Source organism: Algoriphagus sp. AGSA1, assembly GCF_021390545.1.
In the GTDB taxonomy this organism is placed as follows: Bacteria; Bacteroidota; Bacteroidia; order Cytophagales; family Cyclobacteriaceae; genus Algoriphagus.
The window spans coordinates 16,288-39,022 of record NZ_JAJUWR010000032.1 but is presented as its reverse complement, the minus strand read 5'-3'; the positions used below and the strand labels follow the sequence as shown (position 1 = coordinate 39,022).

Here is a 22,735-nt window from a genome sequence, read left to right as displayed (position 1 = left end):
TTTTTGGGTGAAATCCAGAAAGTTATCCACATTTTAGGCTGGATAGCCAGGGAGTTGCTTGGATTTGGGGGTGGGTGGTTGCGGATCAGCTCCATCATTACTCACCTACAGGAATCGATGTCCCCATTTTTCCTTAACCGCTCACCACATCCCTGTTTCCACTGGATGCAGCGTAAGGTAGTTTACAGATGTAGTGATTTTATTTATTGGCATCTGTGATTCGCTACGCTTAATTGATGTCTGCTCCGGCAAGCCGCCATCGGAGGGTCTAGCTATTGATTGCCCAATAGTCCTCCATCCATTTCAAAGCATTCGAGCTACTTATCGAGCTACTTATAAGGCCAATTCAAGTCACACACGGTTTGCAGTTAAGAAACGTGGGGCTTTCGAAGCTCTTACTTGTCCGCCCGTGACAAATATAGCCACGGGGAACGAACCTTGCGGAAACCACTGTACGCCCCATGTTTTCTTAGGTGCTGTATGTGCAGGATTTTCCGTATTCTAATATTTCAATAAAATTCTTTATAAATTCTATAGTATATTTTCCATCTGTATCCAATTTCGGGTCGAGAATTGTGATTTCAATTCCAACAGCGTTTTTGCTCGAAAATAATGGTATTAATAATTCCGAAAACTCTTTATAGGTTAGTCCGTCAATTTCCCGGCTGTCAACCGCAGGCATAATTGTATCATTCAAAACATCGACGTCAAGATGAATGAAGAAACCGTCTAAATTATTTTTACGAACTAATTCTAAAAATTGATTGACAGTCTTTGTAAGTCCGTTCTTTCGCAATCTTTTTAAATCGAAATAGTTTATTTCCGATTCCAGAATTGGTCGTACATATTCTTTATCATATTCTCTGTTCCCAACGCAAAAGACATATTTTTCTTCAAAATATGGCTTTTGATTAAGGATATTAGTTAATTTTTTGTGTCCGAGGCCTGTAGCAATTGCCAGAACCATTCCCCCTACACCTCCTGTTTGGGAAATTTCAGGCAAAATATAATCTGTATGTCCATCTAAGTAAAAAAGCCCAAAATTTCCTTTCTGTTTGAGTGCAATGGCACTACCAATCAAAATACTACAATCGCCTCCAATGATTATTTTAAAAGAATCTTTTTCTAATTGTTCAGATGTTAATTTTGATTGTGCAACAGCATATTCAATAATTTTGTCTGCATTTCGTACACTTGACTCATTGTCAAAGTCCATTGAGTATTCGGGCGGTTCAAGACGAAAAACAAGTTCGGGTTTTATTTGTTCGTGAAAGCTGTGTTTGTTCAACCAATCTGGAAGTTTTTTCACCCCAGGTTCAGTTTCAAAATCAGTTTTCTTTAATCCCAAATTTGAAGGAAATTCCAAAATGGTGATTTTGTTATTGTTCATCTCTTAAAGTCTGTTTTTTTAGTTGCACACAACATTTGTAGTTACACCACTCCCACTTCCCTATTGCGTCTATATCGCCATTGTCCACAGGTCTTAGGGATGATGCTGTGACCAAATTAAGGATTTCGTCGATCCAATCAAGCGGGCTTTGGGTATTTTTATTGGAAATCGGATTGTTAATTTAGCCCTTTCTTCCAATAATCGTTGCACCCGCTTCGCATAAATAATCATTCGCTCTACCCATGATTCCACCACTTCCATAAATAGGATAAGCCCCGTTCTCGTCTTTTACTTTACTTTGATTTCGTCCATTTTTAATGGTTAGCACTTCTTCCCACAATTTGAATTCCCAACTCATTTCAACAACGCCTCCAACGTTTCTACGTCTATATTGTATATATTCTTCATTCCTTTCATCTCTTAATTAGTTTACTTTTTCTACCAATTCCTCCAACTTGCTATGATATTCTTCATTGCCGACTTTCACTTTTACTGTGGGTTTTTCCATGGAATGGGATTAGGATAGCCATGGGTCATGTAAGGATTTTGATAGACTAGCATTAATTAATTATCATTTGCCAAGGCATTGATTAAATAGGGATTGATGTAATAATTAGGGCGACCTTCTTTTTTTATCAGTACACCATCAGTTGCCAGTTGGTTTAAATAAGCTGCAGCAGTTTGTCGTGATTTGAGCATCAATGCTTGCTGTACATACTCGATCCGGGTATAGGGATGGTTGAAAAGATGATTGAGCAAGTCCTGGCTGTAGAATTTATAATTTTGGCGAAGGATATTTTTGAGATCCATCATTGCCTGTTTAATCTGCAGTACCCTTTGCTGGGTGTGCAGTGCGGTACTTTCCACTCCCTGGATCATGAAGAGGAGCCATCCTTCCCAATCTCCCTGATCTCTTACCGCTTGGAGATGATGGTAATACTCCTTTTTATTTTGGATAATATACCGACTTAGATAAAGAAAAGCTTGCATAATCTGTATGCTAACATTTACTGCTACCTCACTTCTTAAAACAGCCGAAAGCATGGCTACTCCTTGCTCGGTAAATACATATGGATTAGATGAACTGTGTTTCAGGCTCTCTAAGCGGTCACAATTTGTGACCGGTTCCATTTTCTCTTCTTTTGTTAGCTGAAAGCGAAAAGGTTCTGGAAAGCGGTTGCTGTTTCTTTTAACAGCTTGGTTTAAAACTTTGGTATCTACCTGATACAAATCCGATAAATCTCTGTCAACCATCACCTGATTTCCTCTTATTGTGAAAATCCTATTTTCTATATCACTAATGGTCAGCTCCATGCAACTCCTGTTTTTTTACATTTATCATCTAATATTACATCAAGAATTTGCTTGCCGATACCAAAGGTAAACTTCCACCCAGACTTTGTTTGGATGCTATCGCATTTTGCGATACCATGTTGTCCACCTCATTTTCATTTAACTGAAAAAAATCCCCCTTTTCCTTTCTGCAATAGGTCTAGTTTTCCAGAATCACGTGCCGATAGTCTTTTCTGGAAAAAACATCCGCCCAGCCTACGACCTGAAAGGTCTAGAAATAGGGCATCTCTTGGTCTCTGATTTGATACACTTCTCCCATAACTCAAGATAATCTGCGAAAAATGAATTACAAATTCTTAGTGACAGAAAGACAGGATCGAGGGTAAGAAAAGCTTTTGCATAGCTTTTAAGCGAGAGGCCAGAGATTGCAGGGCAGGCAAACTACGCCTGGTCAGACGCCTTCTCTACGCCCAGACAGGGAAGGCAGAAAGGAGGCTGGTCAGTAGCCCAAAGTCGAATTCTGATCACTACAATTACTTTGTCCCGCCTAAGAAGAAAAGGCTACGAATCGATGCTTTGATGTGTTTATTTTTTTAATGGTCACATCGAATCTCGCATTTTTGCCAGTACGGCCTCCGGAAGACAATTTAGGATGCTCGATTTCTCATTACCTCAAAACGCAACCTACAATCCCCCCTACTCTTATGGTTTCTTCTCAGTACCTCTGAAGTTCAATTGGACGCTGGGTGAAGTTTGCCTGCCCTACAATCTGGCCCAAGGCTAAAATCATTCTCAGAATGATTTATTAACGCCTTGTCCTACCCTCATATCCTTACCAATTTACAATTGGCTTATTTGCCTCCCCCTCTCCCGATATCGCTTTGCTTCCCGAATCATAAATCAATACCAGCATTTAATCTGTAAACTTTTTTTAGGACGAGTCACAGATTTCTCGATAGTCCTCCATCCATTTCAAAGCACTCGACCTGCTTTTAAGGTCGATAAAGTCACACACGACTTAAATGTATGAATTGTAGCCCCATTCCTAAACGCCCCGTCCAAATTCAATCTACTTTAACCTCCCAAATAATCTAGTCTATCAGCCAAAATTTTCATAGAAGACAATACATCCTGTGGTAATGGAAAGTCTCCATAAACCAATCCACTAAAATCTCTGGAGTAAGTAGGCTCCAATTCTTTCCAGACTCCGCCAAGATCCGCAAAAATCAAAGCTTCTTTAGGGTGAAGATTCAGCCAAGAATTGTTACTTCTATATCCTATCACATCGTCCTGCCCTACCCTATTAATCATCACTTCAAAGTCCGAGGACATTATAAAAGCCCTGAAATTTTCCTTCCCCAATATTCTATGTAAATCATAAAGATGACGGATCTTCATTTTCAGATCAGCTATGGGGTTTTCAGAATGGCTAAAGCGAACTAAACTCAATATTTTTTCGCACACGGTCCTTTTCACATCCAGCACTTGAACAGTATGTGGCTCCAAATTATACTGAGTAGCCAATTCATTTTGATTAGTACTCCTCATCATATTATAGATAAAAGAGTTTATTGTCTTCTCGTGAAATGGTTCATAGTGCCCTAGGGTAGAAGACTCCAAAATCACTTTGTCTCTGACCTGCCCAAATTTTCCTGAAAAAATCATCGGATATTCATGGGCGGTCTTTCTGATCATCCCCAGCTTGTTGGTTACTCCCACTATCTCAACTTCAGGCATTACCCTCTCCACAACATTATAAATAGCTTTCAATTTGCCTTTCAACTTACTGCCCGACTCCTCTTCTCTAGAAAGAACCACCAAATCTATATCCTCAGAAAATCGCTCTATCAACCCATAACATTTTGAAAGTGCAGTACCTCCTTTAAAAACCACCTCTGTGCCAATGGGATCAGAAAAAATAAGGCTCAGTGCTTTAGTCACCCAGTAGTCTTTTTCCACATAGATATCCAATATCCCCATTTGCTCTGCTGTAAACCGAACAGCCTCTCGGAATAATGACGGATTTTCATGAAGATTCATATAATATTCCAATTTTGAGAAGTGGACAAAACATTTCCTGCACCAGGAAGCTGATATTGAGTAACCGGGTTGAGCGATTTCTTTAGCATATTCAAATATTCAATACGTTTGAGCTGTTCCAAAATGGCCCCCAATAGCGCCCGGCAAGAGGGAGGATATTTTTGGGACAAGCGAACCAGCGTTTTCACTTCCGATTCATTCAATTGCGAAATCAATTCAATAAATCTGAAACAGGATCCAGAAATGGTGGCATCAGGGATTTTCTTGACATAGCGCATGGCATCCAATATCTGTAAAAGAGGGATGTTTTCCTTCGTAATGGTATTGCGCTGGCGTACAAAGGAAATTTTATATCTCCCTCTTTTGAATTCAGGCCTCACCTCATTCTTCCCGATCTGAATAAGATTTCCAATCTGGGTGGACAATCCGAGTTTCGCATAAATACTATACCCCGTCAGATACCCTGTAACCTTTCCGTCTTCCTCCAATAAATCTTTGACAATCTGATACTGAGGAGGTGCCAATTCCCCAAAAGCTGTTTTCTCCGGCTTGAAGTATTTCCCTTTCGATAGTTTGTTAATTCTTCCTGCAGACACCATCCGATTCAATGCTTTGATGACCGCCTCTTTACTTTTCACCTCCCCCATAAAATCAGCATAGGTGAACACATATCCTTTCGGGAGTCTATCGATTCTATCTGCTATGTATTCAGTGATTTTCATATTTTTTTTAGATTCTCAAAAATACAAAAATGTCCAGTTTTTTAATTAAAAAACTGGACATTTTTGCTCATTTTTAAAAAGAAAAAACTTTTCCGGAACTTTTTTAGTAGTGATCCCTAGGATGCTGATCTTTGATCAGCATCCTTATAGAAAACAGTATTCTTCTTCAAATAACAACCTATCATTTTATCTTTCTGTTCATTATCAATTCAGTAAAAGGGATACTGAAATATTGCATTAAGTGATTTTACAATAACCCCAGCTTATGGGACTGTCATTGGTAGAATATTGCTGAGTTCTTGGCTGAAAGTCAACTATTATTCCTTCACAAACCAACTGGCCACAAATGCCCCCTGCTCGGCATAGTCATATAGCTCGTAGCACTGGGTTGAATTTGTAATTAACCCCTCATATCCTTACCAATTTACAATTGGCTTATTTGCCTCCCCCTCTCCCGATATCGCTTTGCTTCCCGAATCATAAATCAATACCAGCATTTAATCTGTAAACTTTTTTTAGGACGAGTGCAAGCCGCACGAAAACCTAGTTGTTAGCGGCTGCCCTTTTTCGTTCCTTACTCCCAAGCCATAAATCCTTCGTAGGCAAAGTATAACACTATTGCATATAAGCTATACTTCAAAATTTTCTTAGTTATTTTATAGCCTTTGAATAGTATCGGCTCCATTTTTAATTAATTTTAAGTGTGAACAAAAAATTGATATTAAAATGTCTCTTTGAGCTGTTTTGTCCATCGCTCAATGGTATCGGCATTTATTCTGTCGGCTTTGTCGAAAAAGAAATGACGTTTTATTTCTAAACCACAATAGATGTAAATACCCTTATCTGACGTAAGCGATAAGGCTTTGTCCATTCCAATTTCATTATATTCCGTATGTGATTTTCCGTGCGTGTTGACAATAACTGTCTGTTTATCGGTCAATAGCCCTTTTTGAACGCCTTGGTCGTATCGGTAGGCAAAACCATAACTGAAAACCCTGTCAATGTAGCCTTTCAAAATAGCGGGCAAACCTGTCCACCAAATCGGGTGGATAATTGTAATGCAGTCTGCCCACGTAATAAATGCCTGTTCCTGCTTCACATCTTCGGCTACTTGCCCTTTTCGCTGCCCCACCATATCTTCTATTGAAAGAACGGGATTGAAGTTCAGTTGATATAAATCTCTAACTTCCACTTCGTGTCCGCTCTCCCACAAATGTTCAGTTAGCACCTGTTTCAGATGATGGTTTAAACTACCTGGGTTCGGATGTGCGTAAATGATCAAATGTTTCATTTTTCTACTTTTTTTAAATTTGATAATACAAAAGTAGAATACTGCTATCCGCTAAAATTGTAAGAAAACGAAAGTCATTTTGAAGGATTGCAAATGTCTTGCTGGAATTTCAGGTATTTTGTAGGGCTAAGGTTGATGTAATGCTTAAAATCATTGATAAGCTGGCTTTGGTCGTAATAACCACATTCGTTGATGATAGTAAACCAATCTTCTTTTGATGCTTTTGAAGCAATAGTTTCGATATATTCAACTGCTTTTAAGAAGCGTTGATAACGGTTGATTTCTTTGGCAGAATATCCGAAATGTTTTTTATAGTTGATTTGAATGTTCCGCTCGGATTGGTTATTATCACTTGCAATGGCTTTGATAGGGTTTAACGATTGCTCTTTGAAATTCGTTATTTGTTCCGCTATTGTGTTTCGTTGTCGCAAATAGGGTTTGCAAAATTCAAGAATGTAATTTACCTGCTGATTTACGTTGCTAATCTTACCAAGCTCATGCCATAATGCCGTGAAACAATTTTCGTTCAAAAGTTCATCAGGATTTATGGGTAAATTTTCTGCAAGCAATGCATTGCCGAAGAAACGGTAGAAAGCATCATCTTTAAAATTAGCTACCAATATTTTTGATTGTGGCGGTAACGAATAATCAAATGCTTTTTTTATCGTTCCTAACACAAGGCATTTGTCAATTTCTATTTGCGTGTTTTGTTTGGAATGCAGCAATGCTTTCGTTCCGAAATTGAAAATCAGAATGGTTTGGTAAGACGGAAACAATGTTTTTACAACGGTTTTGTCTGATTGGTTTTCGGCAAAATAAAAATGCGAAAATACGTCTTCATAGTCTGTCGGAACAGCTATTCGGAAGTTGTTGTATGTTCCATTGCTACTTGGCATTTTTAGACTGTCATTTTTTTGCACGGTCGCATGTCAGGGTTGCCGCTAATCGGATCAGGCAAGGGAATCTCACCTTCGCACAGCCTGTCCCGAAGATCGGGACAGGCTGTGCGTGAGACTGTGTGCGTGGCGTAGGCGCACCTCGTCAGAGATCCTGGCGGGCCATCTACCCGATTGGGCGTAGTTTTAACTATTCGTTTAATTTCTGATAAAACATATTTCTGACCTCTGAATTTGATATTTTCTCAAGTTCGTTCAGCATTTCTTCTGTATTGGAAACTTCCACTTCATTCAGATTACTCAATAAGAGCATAAATTTTTCTTTGCCTAAGACTTCCTCTAATTGATATAGTAAGTATGGGCCTTTAACATATAAGATGTCACTCCAATTTTTACCAAACCGGTCAGATTTCAATAAAGATGGTAATCGTTGAGACTCTTTTTCTAGATGGTTCACTTTTTCCTGAAATTTCTCCAGTCCTTCTGTGTGTCTGACATACAAAAGTTCCGAATATTGTGCAAATGATTCGTCAAGCCACTTTTCCATGGTATAATCATTTCCTCTGTTCCACCAAAAATGTGATACTTCGTGAGCAAGGGTATGAATCAGATCATGATTATGGGTAAACATGATCAGTCTGTCGTTGGTAAGGTTTCGCATTGTCCGAAAAATGGAATCCGGCATAGGCCTATACAGGACGGAAAAACTATTTACCTTCTTTTTTTCTCCAATTGTATTGTTGAAAAACTTCAATATCTCTAAACTTTTATTCCCTAAATAATTCACTACACTATCTGCTTTATTAGAGATAATGTTGACCGTATAACTACCCTCTGTGAATTGATTAAAATTCATTTCGCTGCCTGCCACTATTGAAGAAAAGTAGTTAGCGGAAGTTGCCTCAACATTCAAACGCGAGGTCATTTGTTGATTTTTCGCATCTACAAATTTATAATCCGAATCATTGACTCTAGCTTTTATTTCATAGTCGAACGTATGATAGTCCGTAAACGAAGGTAATATCATAAAATCAGGATCGATATCTATCCATTTATATTTATTTGGCCAAAAACCTTTAGTGGACCTGCCGGAATACGATAAGGTAAATTCAATTGCTTGGCCTATCTCTAACTGCTCTTTAAATTCAACTGTAAGAATACCAAAGGGAATTTGGGCATTTTCCTTTGAAAAAGAATAATCTTTAATACCGTGACCATGCAATTCATCGATTTCAACATCATTTGTGAGGTAAAAAGAAACCTCTGAAATCCCAGCCTCTATAGGAACATATTTATATTCCAACTTAGCCTCTACGTGACGTTCAACTACTCCTAAATATAAATACCCTTTTATAGAAGTAGATTCATTTACCGTCTTACTATATCCAATATTAAATATACATAAGGTTAATAAAGGGAACATCAAAAGCAGATACCCCTTCTTTATATTATATATTTTCAAGCTATTTAAGTGTTTCATTATATCGACCTATAATTTCTTTTCAATATTTATAACATCACCCCACATTTCCAATTTATTTAGAACTTCCATGGTTTTAATATGATTTTCTAAATTAATCAATCAATTTATCAAAAATCAACTTTTGTGCATACGATTTATAATCTTTCTGTTGATTGTAGGATTGCTTGAGTGGATGGTTCGGAATTCCATTCCTGATAGAGGATTGGTCATTATTCCTGATTGATGTAAAGCACTTTCTAATCTAGGAATTTTTAAACCTTCCCAGCCCCACTCGGCATAGTCATTTAGCTCGTGACACTGGGTGAGTTTGCCTACCCTACAAACTGGCCCTTCGCTAGATTAGTCCTCCTACAAGCTGCCCAAGGCTCCCCTCCCTGCATGCTGGCTCCTAGCTAAATCATTTCAATGGAAAGATTCATAACGCTAGGCCCTCCTCTGGAAACTTTCTTCATGCCCTGTCCTGACCTACTATTCTTGCCCATTTGGAATTGGCCTCCCTACCTCATCCCCAAGCCCCTCCTTAGAGGGCGATCGGCTCTGCTCCACATGGAAATTAAGGATAAGAAGTAGGTTGGTTGTTCCCGAATCGCTTTGCTCTCGGGATCTTCGATTTCAATTATTAAAAGGCATGAGCAAGAAAAGGAATAAAATAATAGGAAGCCAGCCCGCAACCTGGCCCCTTCGCTAAATCCTACTCTACAGACTGGCCCCTCGCTAGATTAATCCACTGGATTAATCCTTCACGCTCAGTCCTACCGAAGAGATTTTTAACGCTCGTCCCTTGAGTATTTTGTGGGGAAAAGTGAGGGAATTGCGGCTTTTTTCGGTGGATCAGCAGAATTATCTGCATCGCCCTGTGCCATTTTGCAGATAAAAACAGAAAGTGAGCCATAAGATTCGGTTCCATAGCCACGTCTTGTTTAAATTTTTTACTTGTGACGGACTTTTCAAGTATCACCAAACTTTCCTGACCGATAAAACCCTATTCATTCATAGCTGATATTACAGGGTGTCTTATCTATTTTCATACAGTTCGATGGCTTTTAGGTAATTTGTAGCACCATCCATTGTTAAATCGTGAATAACTCCATCAAGTTCGGGATGATTCCTTTTCGTCTAGTTTACCAGTGAATCTCTTTCGGCTTGCCATACGTTCCAGTCAGCCTCTAAACACTCAAGTGATTCCAGTTTTGTTATTCCGTCCGAGTTAAAGGAGATTTCAAACTTACAAGTTAAAGGATCGCTTTTGAAATTTGTAGCGTTTAGAGCTTGATGCTACAGTTGCAATTATCCATTTCAGGTCAGTATTTTTTGTTAATTTAGGGGAATTACAATCTCTCAATCCCCAAATTGCTATTTATGAATAATTCTCTATTAAAAATTTTTGTTATTGTAGCTGCATTGATGATCAACTTTAATGCCTACTCTCAATCTAACTTCAGCAGTAATTTAATTGGCTCGGGTGTGGTGGTATCTGATCTGGACCGTTCCCTAGACTTCTATGTAGATGGAATTGGTATGGTCAAGGCCTATAACTTCACCATCAATGAAGAGTTTTCCAAACGTTCGGGTCTTTCGAACGGTGTTGCCGTTGAGGTAAGCGTCCTGAAATTAGAGAATAGTCCAAATGCCAATGAATGGAAGCTGATGAGCTTTGGTAATAAGCAAACCAAGCCTAAACCAAATTATATCCAGGATGGAACTGGTGTGCAGTATATCACCATCAATGTAAAAGCACTGAATCCGGTGATCAAACGATTAAAAGAAAAAGGCGTGAGATTCTTGGGGAGTACGCCTACAACATTGAATGAAAACTTACATTTTGTTCTGGTACAGGATCCTGACGGAATCTTTGTCGAATTGATAGGGCCTTTGGAATAGACCACCTCTGTACAGAGAAGCAATACAAAAAGTCAAATAGAATCCCATCCACTTTTCGGTGGATGGGATTCTTGCTGTTATGTGCGATACTTTTTTTGATACAAAAGGTTGATATCATTCTTTTTACATTCTAATTCTTGCCTGACTGGAGAAAATCGGAATCCCAAATCCCAATAAATGTACATCAAAATCAGATTGCGAGGCCTTTATTCATGGATTTTCATAATATGGAATCACATGCTTTTATGGAGGAAGATGCCTAAAAGGCTCATTTACGTGATATTGCCCCGTCCAGGTATAGTCAAATAGTTCGTGGCGCCTAGGTGGGATTTTCCGACCCTATAATCTGACCAAAGACTAAAATATTTTTCGATAATCTCAGGTTTCGGCAGCTCTGCTTCAGCACATGCGCTAACAATTTTCAATGTTCCTCTAGCCCATGTATCAATATAGCCCGACTTAAAACAGGCATCCACAATTATAGGATTCCTAGGCCTGGAATTATGCTCGGTATTCAAACTTGCGGCATCTAAGCCATAGGGCAAGACACCTTCATTCCAGATAGTTAACCGATCATCATAAACCCGAAGTTGAATAGCTGCTCCCAGATAGGTTCTATGTAGCTACACATGGATTCCCTCAAACGAAAGCTCAAGGAGATGGTGTTTTTTGATTGGTCATCAGAATTATTTGCATCCCACTGTGCCCTTTTACAGTCATACGATTATAGTTAGTGATTACTGAAAATGCCAGCTAAAATACCTAAACTATGCTTAAAAGTCATTTGACCGTTATAATCCTTTTTCTTTTTATCTTTTAAGGCGAGTACGTAAACGATCATTGCCGGAATTGCAAACAAAATGGTCAAGTACATATGTTTGTCAATGTATGTGCTTTGCAAACCAACAAGCTTTTCCACGAGCATCCAAAGCAAGGACATTATCACAAATATCAATGCCCATTTAATCTTGAGCCTACTTTCCTTCATATTTTGATTTTAAATAATTAATGGTTTCTTGCATTAATTTCTTTAGTTCGTCTTGGTTGATGTCTGCAAGCTTTTTGATATAAATACATGCCTTCCCTTTTTTGAATGTTCCAAGGTTTCGCAGCAAATGTTCGTGTTCGTCTAAACCCGTAAACACATAAAGCGAAATTTCTTTTTTTCTTGGCGAAAACCCAATAAATGGCGCATTTCCCTCGTGTCCGCTTTTATATTTGTAATGGTAAGAACCAAACCCAATGATGGTCGCCCCCCACATTTTTGGTTCAAAGCCTGTTAGTTCCTGCATCAGCGTTAACAGTTCAAAGCTGTCTTGCCGTTTTTGTTCTGTATCTGCAAATGAGTTTATAAATTCAACAACATTTTCGGTCGTTTCTTTCGTTTTAGTTTTTGCCATATCGTTTATTTTTTAAGTTACACACAACGGAAAATTGTATGTGTAGTGGCAGATTGCGTGGTAGTTTCCTGTTAGACCAATACGCAGTTAGAGCGGTTTGCAAACCTTGATATTAAGCACTTTCCCTGCGATTACTTATACAAAATATTAAAAACTAATAATTTATTTTATATTTTTAAGTTTGGTCAGCATTGTTTTTATCCTAAGATTGCTGTTGTCCAATTCCAATGATTTTGAATAATACTTTATAGCCAGTTCCTTGCTTCCATTAAACATGTATGCTTCTCCTAAGTCATCAAAAACTTTGGCCGAATTAGGAAAGGATACAGCATTCATTTTATAAATCTCAATAGCCTCGTCCATGTGTCCTGAGAGGAAAAGGCTATAACCTAATTGGCTAAATTCAAAGATGAATTCTCCTTCACCATATAGGTCAAGTTGTTCCTTCTTTAATTCTGAATATTTTGATTTTGCGGCTTCAATCCCTTCCTCTTTTAGAACTTCTGCAACTATATTTTTGACAGACTTTTCAGGAAGGTCGTAAGGACGCTCATAAAGAACGCTTCTGATCCTGTATTTAATGAAATTTAATTTTGCCTCGTTGGTATTTGATAATAATATAATGGTGTTTTTATCGTCCACGGAGCGAAGGATTTCTGTAACAAAACCCGCGTTTGCCCCACCATGTTCGACAAAAGTGAGCGGTTTTTTGGTAGTAGGGTTTTCCCATTGGGAGATCCAAAAACCAAATCCATATCCGTTTTTGTTGGGTTCCATCATTTTATTCCTTAATGTTTCAGGCACTAATATATCCGTATAAAGGGCTTGGTCCCATTTAAACAGGTCATCTACTGTAGAATAAATACCACCGCTTCCTTTGGATATTGAATTGTCAAAATAACCGGGATGAATATAGCCATCCAATGGAGCCCAGAGATAGGCGTTTGCCAAATTGGAAATCACAGAAATACTTGGGGCGTATCCCGTGTTTTTCATGTTCAGGGGTTCTGTGATGAACTCCTTTAATACTGCGCCATAGGTTTTACCGGTTGTTTCCTCAATGATAGCGGCCAGAACATTATATCCAGAGTTACTGTAATTGAACCGAGTGCCTGGCTCAAAATCAAGCGGCAAATCATCAAAATTGCCAAGTAATTCTTTTGTTGTGAAATGCTTAGCGGCATACTTCTCGTCAAAATCCGGTAAATTCATAATGTCAGGAATTCCCGATGTGTGATTGAGCAACTGACGAACGGTGATTTTACTGCCTGTATTTTTCGGGTAGTATGGGAGGTAAACAGAAATGGTTTTATTAAGCTCAATTAACCCTTTATCTACTAACTGTAAAACCAACATGGCGGTAAACTGCTTGCTTAAAGAACCAAGCATAAATTTTGTATCCGGTGCGTTGGGTATATTCCACTCCATACTGGCATTTCCGAAACCATTTTCATAAATAATTTTCCCATGCTCGGCCACCAATACAGTTCCGCTAAATTGTCCAACATCATGAAAGGCTCTCATGATTTTGTCTATTTGTTCGGTATGAGATTGAGCAAAAGACGAAACTCCTAAAATGTCGATTAAGAGAAGAATTAAAAGTTTTTTCATAATTCTTTTTTATAAAAAGGACGAGGTTTTTTATTTACTGTTACATTTTAATGAAAGCAATTTTATTGGATTATAGTTACCCAATATAGTCAAAAACCTTTTTTAAAACCTGATTCTCTTTGCCTGTTTGTTGCCAACGGTTCTCGGGTCAAGTACAAGCGCATTTCAGCGCAAGCCTCTCACAGAACCGTACATGAGCCTCTCCACTCACATGGCTCCTGACATACAATCATTCAGATTTTACTCATTGACCAATGTACAAACAGGTTGGGGTAGCTCTACCTGATGTCTCGCAACCAATCGAATGCTTTTTGGGTAACTTCGTAATCTCTTAAGCTTGTTCTTTATCCACTTTGCTATGCGATAGTCCCAATGTCGGAACAATTTCTCCAACATCCGTGTCCCCATCTTGCCAAAATAATTGACCAAGCCCTTTGATTGGGTGTTAATCATTTTAGCTATGTCCTGCAGTGCCCATGTGCTTTCTCTGTGAAAGTCCATTTGCCTCCAGGTTTCAATGATGCGGCTGCGTGACTTCATACTCATTTGGCAGTCAACCCCTAAGAAAATCCCTGTATCTCTATTGCCTTTCTTGATTATTGGCCTGAAGGTAGGCCCTTCGGGTAACTGACCAACCTATAATTGCCGGTCATTCACAGCACACCATGGCGCAGTGGCCGATTTGGGAGCACAAAGCTCAAAGTTTGCACGTCACCCCGCCTGACGCAAAACGCGTGTGAGTGGCTGTGGCTCTCAGTCGTTAGCTGTCAGCCGTGTCTGCTGAATAAATAAAAAAGGGGAAAGGAAGCTAACAGATATTTTTCCTGATTCTGCTCAACGAAGACTGTGTAACCCCCAAGTAGGAAGCCAAATAGGATAGCGGAATTCGATTGACAAGTTTCGGGTATTTCTCTATAAACGCCAAGTAGCGAGTTGTGGCATCTTCCGAAACCAAGGGACTTCTTCTCTCTATCTTTTGGATCAAGGATTTTTTGACGATTTTGTTTACAATACTTTCCCAACCAACAATGGTATTGGCTATTTCTTCCCAATTTTGTTTGGTAAACACAATTAGTTTGCAGTCCGTAACGGCTTGCACATATCCTGAAGATGGAATTTTGTTATCAAAACTGTCCAAGTCCACAACAAAATTGTTTTCGTCTATAAAATACGTGGTAATTTCTTCGCCTTTGTTGCTGTAATAGCAAACCCGAAGAATGCCGTCCACAATGAACCCAACTTGTTTTGCAATTTTGCCTGCTTCTGAAAAATAGTCTTCTTTGCGAAGTGCTAATTCCGTTGACTTGCTTGAAATGAAGTCAATTTGCTGTTTGTTCAAATTTCCGAATTGCAATAAATAATTGATAAGTGCTTCCATGGTTTTATTTCATGCGATTATAATTTGATTTTTTATTGCCACATGGAATCCCTGCCTGCGGCAGGCAGGTCGCATCACAGCTAATCATTCCTCCGTGTGAAGCTGGCTACATGCTCGATTTCATCTGGCTCATGATCAGTTTGTCAAATAGTTTATCGGAAAGGATTTTTCTGAAAAACAACATCATTTTTGCCCCTGAAGCACCAACATATCTTGTTTTCGGATGAGTTGCTTCAATGCCTTGTTTGATCAATTTAGCAATGACAATCGGGTCGGCAGCATCTTTTTCTACTGCTGCATACATGTTGATTACCCCTTTTGCCAACGCGCTGTATGCGGTATTGCCCGAAACTCTTGACATATATTCAGTTCCAAGTCCCGTCATTTCTGATTTTGTGCCCCCCGGCTCAATTACTATTACGTCAATTCCGAACTGCTTTACTTCTTTGCGAAGCGCATCACTCAATCCTTCTATAGCAAATTTGCTTGCGTGATACCATACGCCCATGGGCAAGGTTACTTTGCCGCCAATCGATGAAATGTTTACGATTTTACCGTAGTTGTTTTTTCGCATAGTGGGCAAGGCCAATTGGATCAAACGTGCCACACCAAAAACGTTTACTTCCAACTGATATTTTGCGTCAGACATGGGCATATCTTCCAATGCGCCGTAATAACCGGAACCTGCATTGTTGATCAAAATGTCTATGCTTCCTGCTTCTTTCAAAATTTGTTCAATACAAGCGACAAGGCTTTCTTCTTTGGTAACGTCCAAAGAAATTGGTTTTATGCCGTGTGTTTTTAAGTCTTGCATTTTCTCTGTTCTGCGTGCTGCACCGTAAACGTTGTAGCCGTTTTGTGCCAAATAAATTGCTGTTGCTCTTCCAATTCCTGCCGAAGCGCCTGTTACTAAAACTGTCTTTGCCATTATTCTATTTTTTTAAAGTATTAATGATGCAAAGCTGTCTCAATAAAAATGGAATTATTTGTCATTTGGCAAAAAGTGAGTTTTGGATGGGTGTACCTGGTTCTCTTGTCTTTTAAAATTTCCTGTGCGGTCGGCTTTTTTATTTTTTCTGTGTCAATTGGTCGGGTGTCTGCTGTCGGTTGGGTCGTCCTGCCATTGCCACTAACTTGTTTGTCTCTGCCACAATGTGGCGATTATCTATCGATAAATGGGTGGCTAACCACCATAAAACCTCATTTTTAATGACAGTTCATTTCATAGGTGATTGAATACTCCTCTGAATGAGAGGGGTATGTGCAGTGCTACCATTTGATTTCAGTATCAAAAGGTGATTGAAGGTTTCAGGATTTAAGCCGGATGGGTTTTCTACCTCACCCCACGCTTCTGTTCCGAATCATTTCGTTCTTGGGTTGAAATATCGGGACAGGCTCTTTAGGAAAGGGAGTTTGACGCTGCTAAAATAAAACGCATGTGTTCCAGACAAGGTGAGATGGTGTCGTAGAAACAACTGACTCCCCTGCCTAGCAATCAGTATTCTGATTTAGATTTGATATATAGCTTCGTACCCATTCCTGTATGTTGGGTAACTCATTCAATATCTCTTCGTTCTTAAATCTCAACGTGTGGATAGCGTACTCCTTTATGTCCGCATCTCTGTTGATGTCATGCTCCCGCTGGTCATCGTCATTTTGGACTTCGCCATCGAGCTCTATCACCGGCCGCATCTCCTGGCAGTAGAAATGCCCCCTTTACCCGCCATGGCTTCTCTAGACCTAGTGTCATCTCAAAAATCTGATTGCTGTTCATGAAACTAAATTGGATACTTTCCCAAAATTAGTTTTCAATTACCCATTATAGATCATCCTAGGCGTTAAAAAATAATTTTACCGAACGTTTGGTAAATTAAAAATTATTACTACCTTTGCATCATGAGACCACAGAAAGTATTAGATGGTGATTTGATGAATGGTTTGGCCAAAGTATTCCGATCACTGGGTTATGAAGGAGCTAGTTTACAGGAACTATCAGTAGAAACAGGGCTAAAGAAAGCAAGCCTTTATCACCGGTTTCCTAATGGAAAGCAGGAAATGGCGGAATCTGTCCTGTTGCATTTTGATCAATGGGTCAAAAACAATGTGTTTTCGGCACTGTCAGATGAAAAACATGATCCGATTATCCGGTTAAAACTAGGATTAGAGCAGATTAGACTGCTTTACGAGGGAGGAAATCAGATGTGTGTTTTCAGAACATTATCTATGGATAAGGGGCTACAACTTTTTGAGAATAATCTTCAAGAAGGTATTCAACAATGGATTAATGCCTTTGTAAACATTGGGTTGGCATTTCATCTATCCCTTGAAAAAGCAGAACAATTGGCTATTCAAAATATGATAGACATCCAGGGAAGTTTGGTTCTCTCTAGGATAATGAAGGATAAAACTATTTTCGAAAATGCTCTGAAAAATATTGAAGAGAGGTACATCACCTAAAAAAATTTAAACAAAAAAATTACCGATCGTTCGGTAAATAAATGATCATTAAAAAAAAACATTATGAAACACGTAACAATTGCCCTTTTCGCATTAAGCCTGTTGCTATCCAGTTGTAAAAACACAGACAAAGGCTCACCAGAAACAAATGATTATTCAACAAACAATGTAGATATGAAAACGACAAAATTCAGAAAACTAGCGGTAAATGGTATTAATATCGCTTACCGGGAAGCAGGAAACCCGGAAAAACCAACACTTGTATTGTTGCACGGCTACCCAGCCTCTTCGCACCAATACAGAAAAGTCCTTGACCAATTGTCCAACGACTTCCATTTGGTAGCTCCCGATTATCCTGGCTTTGGGGATAGTGACTTTCCTACACCAGAGCAATATGAATATACTTTTGATAATTTAGCCAATACTATAGATGCATTTTTGGAGAAAAAACGATTGAGTTCTTATGCAATCGTAATGCAGGATTATGGAGCTCCTGTAGGTTTTAGAATTGCTACTAAGCATCCTGAGAGAGTTACTGCTATTATTACCCAAAACGGAAATGCTTATGAAGAAGGTCTTGGTGAAGGATGGAAACTCATCAGAGAACTATGGGCAGACAGGAACGAGAAAACAGAATCTGTACTATTACCCGCATTTTCTTTGGAAGGTCTGAAAAATGAATACACCCATGGTACTAGAAACGAAGAAAATGTAAATCCTGACACATGGCACCTGGACTATCTGAGAATGTCACGTCCCAATGCTCACCAGATAAATCTTGACCTTTGGTATGACTACCAAAATAATGTCAAGCTATACCCCATATGGCAAAAATATCTTCGTGATAATCAGCCTCCACTGTTGGTTGTTTGGGGTAAAAACGATGTGTACTTCCCTGAAAGTGGTGCAGCAGCGTTTAAGAAAGATGTTAAAAATATCGATTATAACATCTACGACACAGGGCACTTTGCCATGGAAGAAGAAGGAGAAGCTATAATAGAAAAAATCCGGACTTTCATGAAAGCACAGAAAAAGTAAACTAATTAAAGACTTATCTTTCTTATTAAAAATCGGCAGTAGGTAATGAAACCATTCAAAACCTACTGCTGATTTTTTTTGAGCAAAATGGATATAATGGTTCGATTTGTGCCGATGAACTTGGCTTATTTCGGTTCGATTTACGCCATCGTCCCTCCCTGTTTACTTTGAAAGATCAAGCAAATAATTCCCCTACCGTTTTAAACAGAAAACGATAGGGCCAATGTACTTGAGATCCTATGGATATAAAACAGATTTTTAGTTTACACAGAGACGGCCCAGCAACAGGAAGATTGCCGGAACCTTGGGTATATCCTGCAATACAGCCAACCAATATATATCCTGGCTTTTGGCAACTGATTATCAAGCAGAGGAACTCCTCAGTTTGAACGGGCACGAACCCAGAGAGTTTTTCTGGTCAAAAACAACCCTAAATAGGGCGTGCTGAAAAACGCCAAAAAAGATTAAAGGCTATCATTATGACTGATTAGCCCTTTTTTCATCCGAAAGGTTTTTCAGCAAGTGCAAGCTTTTTTACTACAATAGGTCTATACCCATGCACCCAAAAAAGACAAAAACCGGAATTTTCAGGCTAGCCTCAGTCATACCATCTTCTGTGTGGACCTCATTCGAAGTATAAGCATACATCTTCACTCGGCCGCCTTGAAGCTGGCATAGCTGAGACTTTTTCGGCAAACCCTAAATAACGACAGATATGAGGTCATGACACGATATTTTGAGAACCACAACGGTTCAGGAAGCCACTCCAGATTCACTTTTCAGCACCACTATGGGGGGGATAGGCTACTCCTCTCACAGAATAAACCTCAGCGGTGAATCTCTGAGGAAAGGAATTTGGATAAATGAATAAAAACTAACCTACTTTAAACGTTTTTTCAAAGTGACTAAGCCTGACCTAAATTCCTGGCATGCTTAGACCAAATTAATCAAACATCTCTAAATGGCAATCTATAATGACCTAGACCTATTTTTATACCGAATTAATAGTACTATTTTTAATACAAAAGTCGGGATGACATCCATATTTCTCACCGTATTTCTCACCGGATGATACAGTGAAATTATAACGGTTGTAAGTAAGGCCAGCCAAAATAATCCAGTGAAAATTTCCATATTGGCAAGAAGGATTGCCTGTGTGTTTATTTTTTCTTTAAAAACTCCTGCTGTCATTGATAAAGACTCATTAACAGGAATTTTTGAAATATTAGCTCCTAAAATCTGGCTCCATTGAGAATAGAAAACAGGATTGGTATCTATAAAATTGGAACTTAATGTATCCGAATGTTTTAACGTTAAGAACAACATTAAATTTTGCATCAAAGCATAACCAATCGCAGTTGTCCAAAATCTTGTTGCCATCCCGACTGCGTTTGCATTGGAAACGTACTGGTCCGGCATTCCTGCAATTAAGAAAAAGGCAAGAGGTGTAAACAGTAATCCCTGCCCTACTCCCTGAAGAAATAACGGTGGGCCAATTATTTGAAGTGTTGTATCTGGATAGAAGGTATAGGTAAACCACGCGCTGTCAATGGCTAGAATCATAAATCCGGTAAAAAAAACAAATCTTGCAGGAACTCTTTTTATGATACAAAGGACTGAAAGAAGAACCCCAAAAAGGCTTCCAGCGACATTCCAGTATTGGATTTCAACGATATAATCCCAAGGCCATTTCCAAACGGTTGCCATTACGCTGTACACATTATTAATGGACGCTCTCAGGATATAGAAAATAAAAAAAAGAATGACACCGGCAATCAAATTTTTTGAACGGAAAACCTCAAAATGAAAAAACGGGCGTGGTTGATTTCTCTGTTTTAACATAAATAATCCTCCAAAAAACAGAAATACTAAAAAACAAAGAATGATAATATCGGATTCAAACCACATGAGTCTTTTCCCATAAATCAGAGCATAACCACCCGACTGAAGACAGACCCAAAGCAAAAACCAACTTGTAATATCCATCTGATAGAGTGGTTTTCTAGGAAAAAATCTGTTTTTATTAAAAATCGAAATGGCAATAATTAAAACAAATACATGAAAATAGGCCATTGTTAAAATCATATGCTTAAAGTCGTAATCTTCAATGCTGGTCTTCAAGAGAGAGGTTGTTATAGTTCCCCCCGTCAGGATAATCGTGTATAAAAATGTATAGGCAATTTCTTTAGCATGTTTTGTTTTGAGTTCGGCTACAATTAATGGTATCAAAATAGCACCTTGCATCACTCCGAAAATACCTTCCAGAAAGCGAAAGACTAAAATAATATGATAATCGCTGGTTTCCGAGAGACCGTAAAGAATAAGTATGGAAGCCGAAGACATCAGCAAGATATAATATTTTACACTGAAATACGCCATAAACCTTTGCATCACTAGAAGAGTAGTCACAAACGTCCCGTACATCAAAATCATAGTGTATTGGATATCGTCAGAATCTACATCCATAAAAGAAGAGGTGAAGGCGATATTGGAGTGCAAAAGCGAAAACAACATCAGATGGGGAAACAGCCCAAGAATAAGAAGCGGCAGTTTCAGCCATTGTGGCACCCATTTATAATAAATTGAATTGTTTTGCATAACTACTATGTACAAAATTCTTATAACTCATTTGCCAAAAAAACTTTGCTTTATTAGCTAAAAATAATTTAATTTGAAAATGAGGTAATTTGAAATTATTACGCTAAATATTTTATTCTAAAGCTGTGCAATTCTAAAACTCTATAACTTTTTCGCACTTACCAAAACATTCATTCCTGCAAGTAATTTTTCGTCGTTTTGGTTTTTATCGAGAATAATTCTTACAGGGAATCTTTGTTCGATTTTTACGAAATTTCCTGTCGCATTATCTGGTTTCACTAATGAAAACTGGGAACCTGAAGCCGGGGAAACGGAAACAATTTTTCCTTTGAATTGTATATCAGGATAAGCATCGGCGGTGATGATAACCTCTTTATTGCGATTGATTTTACCCAGTTGAGTTTCTTTGTAATTTGCTGTAATCCATTTTTCTTTACTTACAATATGAACTAGCGTCTGACCTTCTTTAATCAACTGGCCTTCCTGAATGGTTTTCTTACCCACCCAACCGTCGTAAGGCGCTTTAACGACCGTGTAAGAGAGAAAAAGTTTAGCGTTATCCAAATTCGCAGCACTTTGTTGAATCTGGCTTTTTACAGGAGCAACTCTTGTTTCCTGTTCATTCACACTTGCTATCATTGCATTTTTTTGTTGTTCTAAAGCTAAAAGACTAGCTTTTGCCTGTTCATAAGAAGCTTTTACGTTTTCAAATTGCTGCTCAGTTGCCGCATCTTCAGAAACCAGATTTTTATATCTTTTGAAATCCTGTTCATTTCTACTGATGTCAATTTTCGCAGAAGCAATTTTAGCATCGAGGATTTTGGTTTCGTTTTCCTTTGTGTTGACTCCACTTTCAATTGTGTTGAGATGTTGGGTATTCGCATTTAAATTAGCTATAGCCATTTTTACCCGGTTGACAAATTCACGATTATCGATAACAATCAAAGTATCTCCTTTACGTACAAATTGATTATCCTCAAACTTGATATTTTTAATAAATCCTGAAACTTTACTTGAAACAGGTGTAATATATTGTTCGATCTGCGCATCGTTGGTTGTCACATTTTCTCTTGAAAAGAGATAGAAGCTTAGCATCCCCGTGATCCCACTGATAATAAGGATCCAGGCCAATAAAGTAATCGTTTTGTTGATTCTCTTTTCCTTTTCTGTTAATTGTTTCTTTACCATAGCCTCTATAAGTTTCCAATTGTATAATGGAGTTGGTAATATTTAAGTTGTCTGTTGATTTTTATGGAA

General features: G+C 38.5%; 19 protein-coding genes and 1 pseudogene. 3 read left to right on the top strand and 17 right to left on the bottom strand.

Features of this window, described 5'->3' with window-relative positions:
• Nucleotides 1–469: 469 nt before the first annotated feature.
• From LZF95_RS21340 to LZF95_RS21310, 7 genes are all read right to left on the bottom strand, one after another.
• Nucleotides 470–1,390, bottom strand: a complete 921-nt coding sequence (locus tag LZF95_RS21340; RefSeq protein WP_233757243.1) for an arginase family protein — start codon at nt 1,388–1,390, stop codon at nt 470–472.
• A 564-nt stretch (nt 1,391–1,954) separates the two neighbouring features.
• Nucleotides 1,955–2,704, bottom strand: a complete 750-nt coding sequence (locus LZF95_RS21335) for an ORF6N domain-containing protein (RefSeq protein ID WP_233757241.1) — start codon at nt 2,702–2,704, stop codon at nt 1,955–1,957.
• A 1,053-nt stretch (nt 2,705–3,757) separates the two neighbouring features.
• Nucleotides 3,758–4,723, bottom strand: a complete 966-nt coding sequence (locus LZF95_RS21330) for a nucleotidyl transferase AbiEii/AbiGii toxin family protein (RefSeq protein ID WP_233757239.1) — start codon at nt 4,721–4,723, stop codon at nt 3,758–3,760.
• Nucleotides 4,720–5,445 (bottom strand): DUF6088 family protein, encoded by a 726-nt coding sequence (locus tag LZF95_RS21325; RefSeq protein WP_233757238.1) that lies wholly within the window; start codon nt 5,443–5,445, stop codon nt 4,720–4,722. The genes LZF95_RS21330 and LZF95_RS21325 overlap by 4 nt, the downstream gene beginning before the upstream one ends.
• Before the next feature lie 721 nt (nt 5,446–6,166).
• Entirely contained in the window at nt 6,167–6,736 is a 570-nt protein-coding gene (locus LZF95_RS21320; RefSeq protein WP_233757237.1) for an NAD(P)H-dependent oxidoreductase, read from the bottom strand.
• 74 nt (nt 6,737–6,810) lie between these two features.
• Nucleotides 6,811–7,656: an AraC family transcriptional regulator gene (locus tag LZF95_RS21315; RefSeq protein WP_233757236.1), complete on the bottom strand. Its 846-nt coding sequence runs from the start codon at nt 7,654–7,656 to the stop codon at nt 6,811–6,813.
• A gap of 166 nt (nt 7,657–7,822) precedes the next feature.
• Nucleotides 7,823–9,094 (bottom strand): M1 family aminopeptidase, encoded by a 1,272-nt coding sequence (locus tag LZF95_RS21310; RefSeq protein WP_233757235.1) that lies wholly within the window; start codon nt 9,092–9,094, stop codon nt 7,823–7,825.
• Between the two features lie 1,380 nt (nt 9,095–10,474).
• Here LZF95_RS21310 and LZF95_RS21305 point away from each other — a divergent pair.
• Nucleotides 10,475–10,996: a VOC family protein gene (locus LZF95_RS21305; protein WP_233757234.1), complete on the top strand. Its 522-nt coding sequence runs from the start codon at nt 10,475–10,477 to the stop codon at nt 10,994–10,996.
• A gap of 272 nt (nt 10,997–11,268) precedes the next feature.
• Here the strand turns inward: LZF95_RS21305 and LZF95_RS21300 are convergent, their stop codons facing one another.
• The 8 genes and pseudogenes from LZF95_RS21300 to LZF95_RS21265 all read right to left on the bottom strand — a co-directional run.
• Entirely contained in the window at nt 11,269–11,592 is a 324-nt protein-coding gene (locus LZF95_RS21300; RefSeq protein ID WP_368670795.1) for an ATP-binding protein, read from the bottom strand.
• Between the two features lie 134 nt (nt 11,593–11,726).
• Nucleotides 11,727–11,984: a DUF4199 family protein gene (locus tag LZF95_RS21295; protein ID WP_233757232.1), complete on the bottom strand. Its 258-nt coding sequence runs from the start codon at nt 11,982–11,984 to the stop codon at nt 11,727–11,729.
• Nucleotides 11,971–12,396, bottom strand: a complete 426-nt coding sequence (locus LZF95_RS21290; RefSeq protein ID WP_233757230.1) for a DUF1801 domain-containing protein — start codon at nt 12,394–12,396, stop codon at nt 11,971–11,973. Before LZF95_RS21290 ends, LZF95_RS21295 begins: the two co-directional genes overlap by 14 nt.
• Before the next feature lie 162 nt (nt 12,397–12,558).
• A complete protein-coding gene (locus LZF95_RS21285; RefSeq protein WP_233757228.1) occupies nt 12,559–14,007 on the bottom strand; it encodes a serine hydrolase in 1,449 nt (482 codons plus the stop codon).
• A 240-nt stretch (nt 14,008–14,247) separates the two neighbouring features.
• Nucleotides 14,248–14,508 carry a group II intron maturase-specific domain-containing protein gene (locus tag LZF95_RS21280; RefSeq protein ID WP_233757226.1) on the bottom strand — a complete coding sequence of 87 codons (261 nt, stop codon included), beginning with the start codon at nt 14,506–14,508 and terminating at the stop codon, nt 14,248–14,250.
• Between the two features lie 307 nt (nt 14,509–14,815).
• A complete protein-coding gene (locus LZF95_RS21275) occupies nt 14,816–15,385 on the bottom strand; it encodes a Crp/Fnr family transcriptional regulator (RefSeq protein ID WP_233757224.1) in 570 nt (189 codons plus the stop codon).
• A gap of 106 nt (nt 15,386–15,491) precedes the next feature.
• Entirely contained in the window at nt 15,492–16,313 is an 822-nt protein-coding gene (locus LZF95_RS21270) for an oxidoreductase (protein ID WP_233757223.1), read from the bottom strand.
• Between the two features lie 560 nt (nt 16,314–16,873).
• A pseudogene (locus LZF95_RS21265) lies at nt 16,874–17,080 on the bottom strand (DUF559 domain-containing protein); the annotation flags it as partial.
• A gap of 201 nt (nt 17,081–17,281) precedes the next feature.
• On the opposite strand from LZF95_RS21265, the gene LZF95_RS21260 reads away from it, so the two are divergent.
• Both LZF95_RS21260 and LZF95_RS21255 read left to right on the top strand, forming a co-directional pair.
• Nucleotides 17,282–17,842, top strand: a complete 561-nt coding sequence (locus tag LZF95_RS21260; RefSeq protein WP_233757221.1) for a TetR/AcrR family transcriptional regulator — start codon at nt 17,282–17,284, stop codon at nt 17,840–17,842.
• 174 nt (nt 17,843–18,016) lie between these two features.
• Entirely contained in the window at nt 18,017–18,880 is an 864-nt protein-coding gene (locus tag LZF95_RS21255; protein WP_233757220.1) for an alpha/beta fold hydrolase, read from the top strand.
• 969 nt (nt 18,881–19,849) lie between these two features.
• Here the strand turns inward: LZF95_RS21255 and LZF95_RS21250 are convergent.
• Both LZF95_RS21250 and LZF95_RS21245 read right to left on the bottom strand, forming a co-directional pair.
• Nucleotides 19,850–21,478, bottom strand: a complete 1,629-nt coding sequence (locus LZF95_RS21250) for a hypothetical protein (RefSeq protein WP_233757219.1) — start codon at nt 21,476–21,478, stop codon at nt 19,850–19,852.
• 141 nt (nt 21,479–21,619) lie between these two features.
• Nucleotides 21,620–22,666: an HlyD family secretion protein gene (locus tag LZF95_RS21245; RefSeq protein ID WP_233757218.1), complete on the bottom strand. Its 1,047-nt coding sequence runs from the start codon at nt 22,664–22,666 to the stop codon at nt 21,620–21,622.
• Between the last annotated feature and the right edge of the window lie 69 nt (nt 22,667–22,735).

Coding starts and splice junctions, on each gene's coding strand:
- LZF95_RS21340 (WP_233757243.1), bottom strand. CDS start 1,390: ATGAACAATAACAAAATCACCATTTTGGAATTTCCTTCAAATTTGGGA.
- LZF95_RS21335 (WP_233757241.1), bottom strand. CDS start 2,704: ATGGAGCTGACCATTAGTGATATAGAAAATAGGATTTTCACAATAAGA.
- LZF95_RS21330 (WP_233757239.1), bottom strand. CDS start 4,723: ATGAATCTTCATGAAAATCCGTCATTATTCCGAGAGGCTGTTCGGTTT.
- LZF95_RS21325 (WP_233757238.1), bottom strand. CDS start 5,445: ATGAAAATCACTGAATACATAGCAGATAGAATCGATAGACTCCCGAAA.
- LZF95_RS21320 (WP_233757237.1), bottom strand. CDS start 6,736: ATGAAACATTTGATCATTTACGCACATCCGAACCCAGGTAGTTTAAAC.
- LZF95_RS21305 (WP_233757234.1), top strand. CDS start 10,475: ATGAATAATTCTCTATTAAAAATTTTTGTTATTGTAGCTGCATTGATG.
- LZF95_RS21295 (WP_233757232.1), bottom strand. CDS start 11,984: ATGAAGGAAAGTAGGCTCAAGATTAAATGGGCATTGATATTTGTGATA.
- LZF95_RS21290 (WP_233757230.1), bottom strand. CDS start 12,396: ATGGCAAAAACTAAAACGAAAGAAACGACCGAAAATGTTGTTGAATTT.
- LZF95_RS21285 (WP_233757228.1), bottom strand. CDS start 14,007: ATGAAAAAACTTTTAATTCTTCTCTTAATCGACATTTTAGGAGTTTCG.
- LZF95_RS21280 (WP_233757226.1), bottom strand. CDS start 14,508: ATGGACTTTCACAGAGAAAGCACATGGGCACTGCAGGACATAGCTAAA.
- LZF95_RS21275 (WP_233757224.1), bottom strand. CDS start 15,385: ATGGAAGCACTTATCAATTATTTATTGCAATTCGGAAATTTGAACAAA.
- LZF95_RS21270 (WP_233757223.1), bottom strand. CDS start 16,313: ATGGCAAAGACAGTTTTAGTAACAGGCGCTTCGGCAGGAATTGGAAGA.
- LZF95_RS21260 (WP_233757221.1), top strand. CDS start 17,282: ATGAGACCACAGAAAGTATTAGATGGTGATTTGATGAATGGTTTGGCC.
- LZF95_RS21255 (WP_233757220.1), top strand. CDS start 18,017: ATGAAAACGACAAAATTCAGAAAACTAGCGGTAAATGGTATTAATATC.
- LZF95_RS21250 (WP_233757219.1), bottom strand. CDS start 21,478: ATGCAAAACAATTCAATTTATTATAAATGGGTGCCACAATGGCTGAAA.
- LZF95_RS21245 (WP_233757218.1), bottom strand. CDS start 22,666: ATGGTAAAGAAACAATTAACAGAAAAGGAAAAGAGAATCAACAAAACG.